The organism is Kiloniella antarctica, assembly GCF_042682825.1.
Lineage (GTDB): Bacteria > Pseudomonadota > Alphaproteobacteria > Kiloniellales > Kiloniellaceae > Kiloniella > Kiloniella antarctica.
This window is the reverse complement of the sequence record NZ_JBHUII010000004.1, coordinates 1,249,077-1,261,819: the sequence shown is the minus strand read 5'-3', so window position 1 is coordinate 1,261,819 and position 12,743 is coordinate 1,249,077. Positions and strand designations below refer to the sequence as shown.

The window sequence follows — 12,743 nt, the reverse complement described above, 5'->3', positions numbered from 1 at the left end:
TTGAAGTCAATTCAGAATATGTATTCCTTTTGGAGGTTGTGTTGATAGGTTTTGGATTGATAGGTGCGGGCCGCATTGGTCAGCTTCATGCTGATAATATTGTGGCAAATCCCCGCGCAAAATTGGTAACCGTGTCGGATGCTTTTGCTGAACCAGCAGAAGCGCTTGCGGCAAAAACAGGTGCGGAAGTTTCCTCGGTAGAAGAAATGCTTCGTCGGGATGATGTTCAGGCGGTTTTTGTGGCGTCTTCGACGGACACACATGCTGATTTTATCGAAGCAGGCGCGCGTGCTGGCAAAGCAGTTTTCTGTGAAAAGCCCGTTGATATGGATGCGGAGCGTATTCGTTCTTGCCTGAAAGTCGTCGAAGAATTTGGTCAGCCCTTGATGATTGGCTTCAATCGCAGGTTCGATCCAAACTTTGCTGCCTTGCAAAGACGTTTGTCTGAGGGAGAAATTGGGGAGGTTGAGATCGTAACGATCCAGTCTCGCGATCCTTCTCCGCCCCCGGTTTCCTATATCGAACGCTCTGGTGGACTGTTCCGGGATATGATGATCCACGATCTCGATATGGCGCGCTTTCTGTTGGGCGAAGAACCCGTTTCGATTTATGCCACAGGTTCTGCGTTGGTTGATCCTGCCATTGGTGAGGCCGGGGATGTTGATACCGCCATTGCCGTATTGAAAACAGCCAGCGGTAAGGTTTGCCAGATCTCGAATTCTCGGCGTGCGACCTATGGCTACGATCAACGGATCGAAGTTCATGGCTCCAAGGGCATGTTGCGTGCTGGAAATATCCATGAAACCACGGTTGAGGTTGCGACTTCGGCGGGTTTTAGGGCTGATCCGGTTCAACATTTCTTCCTTGAACGCTATATGAATGCCTATCGAGATGAACTTAACGCCTTTATAGATGTTGTCGAAAAGGGCGTTGTACCTGCCCCGAACGGATATGATGGTCTTATGGCTCAGGCTCTTGCCGATGCTGCGACTGAATCTCTTAAAACTGGTGTTCCTGTTCATCTTTGAGTCTGACCCAGTTTTGTAATGTATTTGGGTGAGGAGTATTGGTGCTGTTCCTCATTTTAGGGCCATCCATTGTGTGATGGTACTCCGATGTGCACCGTGTCCTCCTTTGCACTTGAACGCGCCGCTCTGGCGCGTTCTTTTTTGTGCTTGGCCGAGGCTTTAATTATGGCTTCTTTTAAGTAAGATTGGCCATTTGCCGGAGATTTTGCGCGACCCCACTGGCCGTTGCCAGTATTGGGTTGCCCTTATTAAGTCCATCTTGATCGAGAAAGGGGGATGACCAGCCACCCGCTTCGGTAATTAATATGATGCCTGCAAGACAATCCCAGGAGTTTATGTGTGGCTCAAAATAACCAATAAGGCGCCCTGCAGCGACGTAGGACATCATCAAAGCGCAGGACCCGTTGCGAATGAACATGCCGCCTGCGGATAACAATTTATCCAAAAAGGGCAGGAGTTCGGATGGTGGGATGCGATGAGATGTTCCGATCCCCATAACACCTTCGGTGACGGACTTGATATCGTATGTCTGGATGGTTTTACCGTTTAGTTGGGCGCCCTGTCCTGCAAGTGCTGTGAAAAGCTCATCGGTATTTGGATCATAAACAAAACCAGCGGCAATTTTACCGCCCTTCATAAGCGCAATCGAAATACACCACGACCGCATACCTGTGAGAAAGCAGGCGGTGCCATCTATGGGGTCAATAACCCACAAATAATCGTTTGAACCACTTTCTTGTCCATGTTCTTCACCGAGATAGCCGTCACCCGGAAAAATGTCGCGTGTAAGGTTTCGAATAATCTCTTCAACATTTTTATCAGCAATGCTGACGACATCTTGGGGATCAGTTTTGGTTTCGATAATAAGCTCGTCCCGGCGATTAAAATAATCCAAAGCGGTTTCGCCAGCTTGTTTGATCATTGCCTTGCCGTGAAGAAAGCGACGATCGATCTCAATTTTTGTTTCCGGGCTTATTTCTTGAGGATCAAGAATCACGCTGTTAATCCTTTAATAAAATTATGATGCGATCAGGGACATGCCTTTTGTCGCGAAAGTAATGGAGATGTCACTGCCGGCGGCAATGGCATTGTCGATGCGGTAATCAACAACGAAAAGTTCACCCAATGAACTATCAACAGAGTAGTGGATCTGATTTCCCAGATAAGAAGCATGCGTAACGTTGCCCTTGATCCCGTTGATTTCTGGGTTGTTCTGTTCTAGCAGGATTGAGTCAGGGCGGATTGCAACCTTGGTTGGGCCATTGCTAAAGCCGCGATGAGGGAGTTTGCATTGGAGGGTGTCGATGCGCACATTTGCATTGGTGTCATCTTGATCCAGAATTTCACCCTCAACCAGATTTGCATCGCCGATAAAGTCAGCAATAAAAGATGACGCTGGTGTTTCGTAGAGTTCCCGAGGGGTGCCTTCCTGGGCAATAACAGACCTGTTCATCACAATGATACGATCCGATACCGCAAGGGCTTCTTCTTGGTCGTGGGTAACGTAAACCGCAGTTAGGCCCAGCTTTTGTTGTAGGTCCCGAATTTCTTCACGGACCTTGCGGCGAAGCTTGGCATCAAGGTTTGATAGGGGCTCGTCGAGTAACAGAACTTCTGGTTCAAGAACCAATGCTCTTGCAACAGCGACCCTTTGCTGTTGTCCGCCAGAGAGTTCACTTGGCAAACGGGTTTCGTAACCTTCAAGACCAACGAGAGAGAGGCCTTCTTTGGCACGCTCTGCGGCTTCTTTTTTTGACAAGCCACTTACAGAAAGGCCGTAAGCGACATTTTCACCAACTGTCATATGGGGGAAGAGGGCGTAGGACTGGAATACCATACTGACATCACGGTCGGTCGCGGGTAAATTTGTTACGTCTTTGCCACCGATTAATATACGGCCTGATGTTGGGTGTTCTAATCCGGCAATCATGCGCAAGGTTGTGGTTTTGCCACAGCCGCTGGGGCCGAGAAGGGTGACAAGGTTGCCAGGTTCGATGGTAAAAGAGACATCGTTAATTGCTGTTACGGCACCATATTTTTTTGTGACGTTTTCGAATACAACGGACCCGGGTTTAAGGTGCAGGCTCATGCTTGTTTCTCCCTTGGAGACGATGACGTAAGGGGCGTTGATTGGTGTGAGGTATTTTCGACACGGTTTCGACGGCGAAGTTTTCTCTCTCCAATGACCTTCTGCACCAAAATAATGGCCAGCAGCATGACCACAATCAGAACAGAAGAGTACGCAATGGCAATGCCATATTCACCGTTTTCAACCAGCCCAATGATATAGGACGTCGCCATATTATGGTCGGCACTGACCAGAAATATAACCGCGCTCACCGAGGTAATTGCGCGGACGAAACTATAAACCAAAGCTGCGACGATTGCGGGGCGGAGGAGCGGCAGTATAACCCTTCGAAGGGTGGTAAGACTGTTGGCGCCGAGTGTGAGAGATGCCTCATCCAGACTTTTATCCAGCTGGCTCATGGCGGCGATCCCGCCGCGCACACCAACGGGCATGTTTCGAAACATAAAACAAAGCACAAGTATTGCTGCGGTGCCTGTTAGCTCAAAGGGGGGGACGTTAAAGGCGAGGATATAACTGACACCAATGACAGTTCCGGGAATGGCAAAACTCAACATGGTGCCAAACTCAAACAGACTTTTACCTTTGAACCTCTGTCGTACCAAAAGGTAACTTGTAAGCAAGCCTAGCCCTGCGGTGAGCGGCGCTGCTATTGCTGAGATGGTGATGGTGGTCCAAAAAGAGTCCCAGGCCGTGCCGTCCCAACTCAAGCCACTTTCTCCCCAGCCAACAGAAAACCCTTCGGCGTAGTGCATCAACGTGAAGCTATTGTCTCGTCCCCAGTTCACGACAAAACCACCGAAAAGTACGGTTGCATAAATGACGATGGTAAAGGCTGCCCAAGGGATGGTTACACCGAGGCAAACCCATCGCAGAAGCGGGTTCATTCCTGCGTGTGCCCCTGATTCAGCTTTGCCGACAACAGTGGTATAAGATTTTTTGCCAAGCCATATTCTTTGGGCGAAGAAGGCACTCAAGGTAAAGGTCAGCAGGACAATGGCAAGGACAGCAGCACGGGATTGATCGTTTTGAGCGCCAACGATGGCAAAGAAAATTTCTGTCGAGAGCACGTCGTAGTTTCCGCCGAGTACCATGGGGTTCCCAAAATCAGCCATGCTTTCGATAAAACCAATAAGAAAGGCGTTGGCCAGACCCGGGCGCATTAAGGGTAGCGATACATTTTTAAAGGTCTGCCACCGACTGGCACCAAGGGTTTGAGAGGCTTCTTCCATCGACGGGCTTACCCCTTCAACGACACCGATCAAAACCAAGAAGGCGATGGGGGTGAAGGATAGCGTTTGCGCGAGCCAGACCCCCGGTAATCCATAGAGCCAACGACCAGGTTCAATATTCAGAATTTCCGATACAAACTGGGTAATTGATCCGGCGCGACCTAGAAGTAATATCAAGGCGAGGCCAATCACAAATGGCGGTGTAATAATCGGTAGTATGGTTAAAACTCGAAGTGATTTTTTCCAACGAAAGTCAGTTCTGGTGGCAACCAAAGCAAAAGCTAGGCCGAGAAGAGTGGTCGCTGTCCCGGTCATGATTGCAAGGAAAAGAGAGTTCAAACCTACGCCGCAAGAAACCGTTGAGGTGAGGCATCCCAGACCCCAGATTTTTTTGTTGAAAAAGTTATCGCTAAAAGCACTGAGCGCATAGAGGCCGTTTTCATCAACAAAGGCTGAGAACAGAATTTTTCCAACGGGGAGGAAAACAAACGTCGCGACTAGCGCAATGACAATACCAATGGCGGATGTAACAAAAACATCCCCGCGTAAATAGCCTGTTGCAGCCAAACCTGTTGTCAGCAGTATTAAATACGCTCCTGCAGTCAGGAGGGCGCCATACCCCATACCGTACTGGCGGGTTTCCAAAGCCCCGAAAGTGTTTTCCAGGACACCAAACTCCCAGCCGCCGATACCGAGGATGAAGCCTTGTCCTAGAAGATACAGGAGGCCAAAACCGCCAGAAATAATGAGAGTTTGTGCGTAAACCGGATCGCTTTTGATCCGCTTTACAATAAAAAGGGGGGCCAGAAGAGGGAAAATAAGCGGCAGTAACCACTCTTTCCCTAATGTAATTTGAACCAGAGCGGACGCATAATCACTATCAAACGGATAGCCATCCAGGACCCATTCGAATGCCCAAAACCCATCTTCGATGACGTACCATGGGAGGATCGCAAAGCCAATCCACCCCATAGCCAGCCATGGAAAGAAAGAAGTACGCACGATATTTCCTCCTTCTGTCCCCATTATCCCTACTTACCTTAACGCGGTAGGGATTTGATTTCGTCATCCCAACGCTTCAGCAGACGCTTGCGGGTGTCGCTGGAGCCATAGGTGGCGAAATCATAATTGATGAGTTTGATCTCAGTAAGTTTTGGTGCGCCTTCAGGAACGGTTGATCCTGAATTGGATGGAACCTGGTAAGCTTTAGCTTGTTCAGCCATGGATTGAATGTCAGGACGAAGGGCGAACTCCGCAAATTTTTGAGCATTTTCCAGATTGCGTGCTCCTTTGATAATGCTCATGGAGCCAACTTCATAACCTGTGCCTTCACACGGGGCGACGACTTTAATCGGGAAGCCTTTTTTGACCTGTTTTACCATGTCATGCATGAAGGTGATAGCTAGTGTGGTCTCGCCGCGCGCGGAGGCCTTGATCGGCGCAGAGCCAGATTTTGTATATTGGTTGATGTTGGCGTGTAGGCCGGCGAGGAATTCAAAGCCCTTTTCTTCGCCAAAAAGCTGAACCACAGTTGCCAGAGCGGTATAGGCTGTTCCAGAAGAGTTCGGATTGGCCATCTGTATTTCGCCCTTGTAGACGGGATCGGTTAGATCAGCCCAGCATTTAGGAGCTGGCAGGCCTTTCGATTTTAGGAGTTCTTCGTTATAGCCAATACCAAGGGCACCTGCATAGATACCAACAGTTTTGTAATCGCCTTCTTTTGCCTGGTTTTGGGCCCACTCAAGAAGGTTATCAATTTGTTTGGACTTATATTCAGTGGTAAGTTCTTCAGCGGCAGCTTGTAAGTGCGGATCGCCTGTGCCGCCCCACCAGATATCAACTTTTGGGTTGCGTGCTTCTGCTTTGATGTGTGCGAATATCTCGCCAGAGCTTTTACGTACCATTGAGACATCTACCCCGGACTCTTTCTCAAAGGTAGATTTCATGAGATTGCACCATTCTTCGTCCGCGGCGCAAAGTACGTTTAGTTTTTCTTTTGCCTGTGCTGGTAGTGCTGAAATAGCGCAAGCTGCGGCTAATGCAAAACCAAGTACGATATTTTTTTTTGTCATGCCCTTTTGGCCTCCCGTGTCGGTCTGTTTAACGAGGTTGTTTCCTCGTTTGAAATAATATTGTGCAAACGTGTGCACAAAAAGTGCAAAAAAACTCACCCAATACTATCGAGTTTTAAAGATGATAAGGGGATAAAATAATAAATGAAAGAAGTATTTCAATTAAAATATTAATAGAATGAATTTTCTATTTAGTTGATGGGAGGTGAAGGGGCAGAAAGTATAATGTTTATGAGTTTTTTACACGGGAAACCGTGCCGCGGGGGATAAGCTTTACGGGGATGGTTGTGCGTTTGGGTTTTGTTAGAATGCCAATGGATTGGATGCAGTCAGCTGTGGCTCTTGCGATGTCTTTGGGGCATTGGCGGATTGTTGTCAGGTTGTAAGAGGCGCGCGCAGAAAGGGGTAGGTCATCAAAGCCAATAATGGAAAAATCTTCAGGGATTTTCTTACCCATCTCGTATCGGGCCGCATCCATAAAGCCAAAGGCAACATTGTCTGTTGCGCAGTAAAAACCAGTGGGGTGATCGGTGTTTTTTAGAAGCTTTAAGGCGGCTTCATACCCCCCTTCATACCCGGCAACGTCGGTCTGGATCTGGCGTAAGCGAACGTCACCGGATTCAATTTGAAGGCTGAGCGCTTGTTCGAAATATTCACCGCGTTTTCTGCCGCTATAGGTACTGCTTTTACTGTTGATAAAGGCCAGGTTGGTATGGCCTGCTTCTCGAAAGATTTTTGCCGCTAGAGTGCTACCGGTTTTGTTGTCACAATTAACCAGATTTGCTTGATCCAGTTGCCCTGCACGGTTGAGGAGGACGACGGGAATGTTGAGGCTCACAAATTGGGCGCCAATGGCAGATGAGGGGCTGCCAGAGGTGATGATAATGCTTTTAACCTGATACTGTGCCAATTTTTTGATGGATATTTCGAGCTGTGCTTCATTGGACGCATCAAGCAGTATGGGGTGTAAGCCCATTTTCTGGAGTGTTGTGATCAATTCGTCGATTAATACCACAGCAAAGGGATCGTGTAGTCCAGAGGACACAACCCCGACCAGATCACTCTCTCGCGTGATCATGGAGCGTGCAATTTTGTTGACTTGATAGCCAACCTGATCTGCGATTTCGATGACCCTTTTTCGGGTTTCGTCAGAGATCCTGCTGTCTGCTTTGAAGCACCGGGACACGGTTGAGCGTGAGACGCCAGCTAATCGGGCGACATCTGCAGAGGTAATGTTTTTTGATTTCATTGCTTAACCTGTGGGCTTCATTTTAAAGCAATATTGCATTTAGAGTAATGTTTGTGCAATCGTTTGCATGATTCTACGATAGAATTTTTAACAGACACTTCGAGCTGCGAAGCCAAGCGGGGTGTTCGGGAGGCAATAATTACTAAAAAATATTTATTCTCTATGTAGAATTTTTATTCCATTTTTGCAGATTTCTGGTATCAAGAATCAGAAAACGAGGAAGAGGTACCGATGACGGCTCCGGATACATACGAAGATTTGCGCAATGAATTGGCATCCCGACACGAGGATTTAAGCAAGCGTCTCAAACAGATTGCGGAGTATGCGCTCGACAATCCAAATGATATGGCGCTGGAAACCGTTTCCGGTATTGCTGAACGGGCGGCAGTACAGCCATCGAGCCTGATCCGCTTTGCTAAGGCTTTCGGTTATAGTGGGTTCAGTGAAATGCAGCGCGTTTTCCGAACTCATCTTGTCGAAAGTGGTGCTAATTATAAAGAACGTATCCGATCCTTTGGGGGTGATGAAAAGGTAACGGCAGAGACACGTAACATCGTACTTGATGATTTTATTCAAGGAGGTATCGCGGCGCTGGATAATCTGCGAGAGGTCGTTGATCCGGATAAATTTGACGCGGCTGTCAGATACCTTAGTGATGCGGATGTTATTTATTTGGCTGCGCAGAGGCGCTCTTTTCCTGTTGCCAGTTATCTTGCCTATGCCTTTGCGCAGCTGGACAAGCGTTGTGTCCTTATCGATGGGAATGGGGGGATGTTCTGTGAGCAAGGGCGTTCGATCAGAGAAGGCGACGCGTTACTCGCGATTAGTTTTAAAAGTTATTCACCAGAAGTGATCCAGCTGGTGAAAGAAACCCGGGAAAAGGGCATTCCGGTGGTGTCCATCAGTGACGGGGTGCTCAGTCCTTTGGTCAAGAACTCTGATGTTTGTCTTGAGGTTGAGGACGTTGAAGTTCATGCCTTCCGCTCTCTTGCCGCAACAATGACCCTTGCCTTGACTTTGGTCGTGGCGCTGGGGCGCGTCTTGCAGAGGTAGTTCTATAGAGCCGTTAAGGTTTGCGGAGGTTGGAGAATAAATCTCCAGCCTCCGCAGCTCATATTAAGTGGCCGTTTTTGTTTTTTTACCACTCTCAATCATTTTTTTTTTTTTGCTTTTTCAATCAAGCTATTGGAATTGGTGGTTTTGATTTATACAAAGGCCCCCGACAGATTTTATCTGTAGGTTCTGTCTTGGCTAGTCAAAGTGAGAATTAAAGAGAAGCCGCGACTACTCACCGTTTTTCTTCATTTCTCTGAACTCTTTGTTCAGCTTGTACTCTTCTGAAGAAACGTGTTTTTCCATTCCGGCTGTGCGATTTTCGAGATCGTCGAACTGACGACGGAGATCGGAGAAATCAAAATCGACATCTTGTGCAGGCTGCTTGGCCCGTCCAGCGGATGCCGCTGATCCGGCATAGGCGTATTGATTTTGATTAGAGTTTTTTGGGCTGGGTGCAGTCCACTCGCGCACCTTTGATGCGGCTTCGTTGAATTTACGCTCTACTTTTTCAGGATTATTGGTCCAGTAGAGGGCCAATAAGAAGACGATAAGTGTCAGTAAAAAGTTTACAAATACGCCGATGATAAACCCAGCCAGAATAATCTTTCGCGGGATGTTAAATTTATTGGCGAGGGCCTGGGTTACACGGTGAATTGGGCCGTGGTGTTCCGGGGCTTTGTAATTGTGATATTTGTTACTGTGATGATTTTGCATTTTATTGTCCCATCCGCTTCGTCTTGTCTTTATTCTTGCTCAAGAACTCGCTCGAGTGTTGCAACGCGGTCAGCTAGTTTGTTGGCAACGTCACGCAGCTTTAGTATTTCGTCTTTGGGGACGGCAATCATGCCGTTCCCAAGGTCCTGTTTTTTTATAGATTTCCACTTGGTTACATAATGGAAGATGATCCATAGCGGCGCTACGATTGACAAGAAGACAACCAGGGGGACGAATAAAACCACAGCGAAGCTCATTTGTACGTTCTCTTTCTTATGTTCTAAACTTGGCTTAGCCTAAATTCGAGCCGCGAGAGCCGCTCATAGCCGTTTGTCGCATTACTTTTTTGACTTGGCCATTTTTACTTTCAAAGAGGCCAGCTCGTCTGCAACTTCTGAATCAGCCTCAAGTTCTGAGAATTCATCACTTAAAGTTTTTTTACGACCAAGGTCGTAAGAATCAGCCTCGGCATCCAGCTCTGTAATTTTACGTTCCAAGTTGTCATAACGGGCGAGGGCATCATCTACGCGGCCATCATAAGTTGTTTTGCGTAGTTTAACCCGCTTCTCTGCTGTATTTAAACGAATTTCCATAGATTTTTTCTTGGCCTTGGCTTCGTCTAGTTTAGTCTGAAGCTTGGCGAGGTCATCGCCGGACTTGGCGAGGCTTTCATCTATGAAGGATAATTCGTTTTTCAAGGCTTGGGCCTGTTCTTCAATTCTTCTCTTTGCAACCAGAGCGCCTTTGGCAAGGTCATCTCTGTCCTTGCTCAGGGCGAATTCAGCTTTTTCTGCCCATTCTGTTTGCGAGGTTTCTAGGCTAATGAGTTTTTTCTCGATGTCCTTTTTGTCTGCAATGGCCTTAACGGAAGATGATCTAACTTCGATCAGAGTGTCTTCCATTTCCTGTATCATCAGACGGGCCATTTTTTCCGGGTCTTCCGCACGATCCAACAAGGAGTTGACGTTGGAATTAACGATGTCGGTGAGACGGGAAAAGATACTCATAACAATTTCCTTTCGAGGACTAAGTAATTTCTCTCTACTTTGCACAGTGCGTGCCAGTTACATGAAGTTATATAATTCAATGGGTTAATGAATTTTACATATAATTTTATTGTAAAATTAGACAATAAATGTCGATTTTCGCTAACGAATAGCGATATAATGAATCATGGAAACACTTGTAAACATCATTGGTGAAGATCCAATTTTTTTGGATGTCGTTGAGAAAACCTCTCGTCTGGCTCTGATTGATAAGCCCTGTCTGGTTGTGGGCGAGCGTGGTACGGGGAAGGAACTTTTTACATCCCGCCTGCACTATCTGTCAAAGCGTTGGGACGGGCCGTTGGTCAAGATTAACTGCGCGGCTCTGACGGACAGTTTGCTGGAAAGTGAACTTTTTGGTCACGAGCGCGGCGCCTTTACCGGGGCGCAGAAGACACATATTGGTCGGTTTGAGCGTGCGGATGGTGGAACGCTTATCCTGGATGAAATTGCAACAGCCTCACAAGCTGTTCAGGAAAAAGTCCTAAGGATTATTGAGTACGGAGAATTTGAGAGGGTTGGTGGCAGCGAAACGCTCAGTGTTGATGTTCGGGTTATTGGGGCTGCTAATGTTGATCTGCCCGCGCTTGCCGAAAAGGGAGAGTTTCGTGCGGACCTTTTGGATCGGCTCGCTTTCGATGTTATTACTCTGCCCCCTTTGAGGGTGCGCCCGAAGGATATATTAACTCTGGCCCGACATTTTGCGATGGAGGTCACGCGAGAAGTTGGGCGGGATCATTTTCCCGGCTTTACCGGTGCGGCACAAAAACAATTATTGGAATATCGGTGGCCGGGTAATATCAGGGAGCTTCGCAATGCTGTTGAGCGAACGATTTGTCGGTTGCCTCCCTTGGATGAGGCAATTGATCACATATTTATTAACCCCTTTGATAGTCCGTGGCGCTTTGGGAATGAAGACGAGCGCTCAGGCGGCAGTGAAGTGCCTATTGTAAAGTCCTCTGATGACTTTGCGAAATCAGTAAGTGACTATGAGGTGCAATTGTTGACCGAGGCTTTAAGCAGATTTCAGTTTAATCAAACCGATGCCGCACTGGCGATGGGATTAAGCTATCATCAACTCAGGCGGTTGCTGAAAAAGCACGATGTATCAACACGGTCAGGTTAATGCGTGTAGATGACGGTTGTTGAAAAATAAATAAGAGCGAAATGAAGAGCCCGTTTACGGGTGAAATTTCAAGTTAGATTTCTAGGCCAAGGAACTTGATCTTCCGATGAAGTGTTGCCCGGCTGATCCCCATGGATGTTGCTGCTGCGGAAACGTTACCGTGTGTGTGTGCTAGGGCTTGAAGGATAACCCTTCTCTCCGCCAGTTCGTATTCCTTGGCGTGATTTATTTTTTTACCATAAAGATCAGATAACAGGAGTGGGGTCTTTAAGGCATCATTCTGTAACCCGTAAATCCGTCGTGCTCCACGAGTTGCACCAACAACGATGCCATCTTGGTCAATGGCCAGAAGAGAAGGACTATGATCGCTGGTAACGCCGCTTTGCCTGCTTGGAGAGGATGTTAATATAATATCTGCATCGGAAAAAGACTGTCGAAAGTGTTCTGATTCTATGTGGCGAGCGGCATCGACAACTGACATAGAGATGACCCTGGCGAACTCTGCGGTAAGATCTGCGCGACAAGATGAGACGTCTATTGCTGCCAAGAGCTTGCCTTCGTGGTCAAAAATCGGAGCTGCGCTACAGGAAAGGTTGGTGTTTTTGCTGTGGAAGTGTTGTTCTTTGTGGATAGTTAGGGCGCGTTTTTCAACGATACAGGTGCCAATTCCATTGGTGCCTTCGCTATTTTCACTCCAGAGTGATCCGGTCCACAATCCCCATTCGCGAAATGTTTTATCATCGGTTACGGCGCCTCGTCTGTCGACCGCGACGCCATTGGCATCGGCGAGAATAACGCAACAACCCACATTCCCAACAGCAAGATACAGTCTATCCAAACTGCTTTCGGCGGTGCTGACCAGAGAGCCAAGCTGTTCACGAGCTTCTTTTAATTCGCGAGAAGACATACGTTCTGGCGGACGCTTGTGATCGGGATGAAGTTGGTGAAGGAGTTTTGATCGCTGCCAAGAGGCGGCAATGGCGTGCTTGGCAGCACCATTTGCTTGCAAAGTACTTTCAACATGCACTGCGTGGTTAGTTGCGGATCCCATTTTTTCATCCCAGACGTAATAGACTGAAATACACAACCCAAATTCGGACTTGAATTTTTGGGGAGCGCAAGGGTCTATTTTTT

The 12,743-nt window shown here is 47.6% G+C and carries 12 protein-coding genes; 3 read left to right on the top strand and 9 right to left on the bottom strand.

Translation table 11 applies throughout. The features are described 5' to 3' along the window. Positions 1-38: 38 nt before the first annotated feature. Complete coding sequence (iolG, locus tag ACFSKO_RS12890) at positions 39-1,028, top strand: inositol 2-dehydrogenase (RefSeq protein ID WP_380252175.1); 990 nt, start codon at positions 39-41, stop codon at positions 1,026-1,028. A gap of 175 nt (positions 1,029-1,203) precedes the next feature. Here the strand turns inward: iolG and ACFSKO_RS12885 are convergent, their stop codons facing one another. From ACFSKO_RS12885 to ACFSKO_RS12865, 5 genes are all read right to left on the bottom strand, one after another. Then, complete coding sequence (locus ACFSKO_RS12885; RefSeq protein WP_380252173.1) at positions 1,204-2,025, bottom strand: inositol monophosphatase family protein; 822 nt, start codon at positions 2,023-2,025, stop codon at positions 1,204-1,206. Positions 2,026-2,046: 21 nt separating this feature from the next. Beyond that, on the bottom strand, positions 2,047-3,117 hold the full coding sequence (locus ACFSKO_RS12880) for an ABC transporter ATP-binding protein (RefSeq protein WP_380252171.1): 1,071 nt from the start codon (positions 3,115-3,117) through the stop codon (positions 2,047-2,049). After that, entirely contained in the window at positions 3,114-5,348 is a 2,235-nt protein-coding gene (locus tag ACFSKO_RS12875; protein WP_380252169.1) for an ABC transporter permease, read from the bottom strand. Before ACFSKO_RS12875 ends, ACFSKO_RS12880 begins: the two co-directional genes overlap by 4 nt. Before the next feature lie 38 nt (positions 5,349-5,386). Then, positions 5,387-6,418 carry an ABC transporter substrate-binding protein gene (locus tag ACFSKO_RS12870; RefSeq protein WP_380252167.1) on the bottom strand — a complete coding sequence of 344 codons (1,032 nt, stop codon included), beginning with the start codon at positions 6,416-6,418 and terminating at the stop codon, positions 5,387-5,389. A gap of 229 nt (positions 6,419-6,647) precedes the next feature. Further along, complete coding sequence (locus ACFSKO_RS12865) at positions 6,648-7,667, bottom strand: LacI family DNA-binding transcriptional regulator (protein ID WP_380252165.1); 1,020 nt, start codon at positions 7,665-7,667, stop codon at positions 6,648-6,650. A gap of 231 nt (positions 7,668-7,898) precedes the next feature. On the opposite strand from ACFSKO_RS12865, the gene ACFSKO_RS12860 reads away from it, so the two are divergent. Beyond that, positions 7,899-8,720, top strand: coding sequence for a MurR/RpiR family transcriptional regulator (locus tag ACFSKO_RS12860; RefSeq protein ID WP_380252163.1), 822 nt, complete (start codon positions 7,899-7,901; stop codon positions 8,718-8,720). A gap of 231 nt (positions 8,721-8,951) precedes the next feature. Here the strand turns inward: ACFSKO_RS12860 and ACFSKO_RS12855 are convergent, their stop codons facing one another. The 3 genes from ACFSKO_RS12855 to pspA all read right to left on the bottom strand — a co-directional run bounded on the left by ACFSKO_RS12855 (position 8,952) and on the right by pspA (position 10,444). Beyond that, the gene (locus ACFSKO_RS12855; RefSeq protein WP_380252161.1) at positions 8,952-9,437 is read right to left on the bottom strand and encodes a hypothetical protein; all 486 of its coding nucleotides are present in this window, start codon (positions 9,435-9,437) and stop codon (positions 8,952-8,954) included. 29 nt (positions 9,438-9,466) lie between these two features. Beyond that, on the bottom strand, positions 9,467-9,694 hold the full coding sequence (locus ACFSKO_RS12850; protein WP_380252159.1) for an envelope stress response membrane protein PspB: 228 nt from the start codon (positions 9,692-9,694) through the stop codon (positions 9,467-9,469). Positions 9,695-9,775: 81 nt separating this feature from the next. Next, on the bottom strand, positions 9,776-10,444 hold the full coding sequence (gene pspA, locus ACFSKO_RS12845) for a phage shock protein PspA (RefSeq protein WP_380252157.1): 669 nt from the start codon (positions 10,442-10,444) through the stop codon (positions 9,776-9,778). 166 nt (positions 10,445-10,610) lie between these two features. Between pspA and pspF the strand changes: the two genes are divergently transcribed. After that, positions 10,611-11,609 (top strand): phage shock protein operon transcriptional activator, encoded by a 999-nt coding sequence (gene pspF, locus ACFSKO_RS12840; RefSeq protein WP_380252155.1) that lies wholly within the window; start codon positions 10,611-10,613, stop codon positions 11,607-11,609. A 73-nt stretch (positions 11,610-11,682) separates the two neighbouring features. On the opposite strand, the gene ACFSKO_RS12835 is transcribed toward pspF, so the two are convergent. Further along, positions 11,683-12,660 carry a helix-turn-helix domain-containing protein gene (locus ACFSKO_RS12835; protein ID WP_380252154.1) on the bottom strand — a complete coding sequence of 326 codons (978 nt, stop codon included), beginning with the start codon at positions 12,658-12,660 and terminating at the stop codon, positions 11,683-11,685. Positions 12,661-12,743 lie beyond the last annotated feature (83 nt).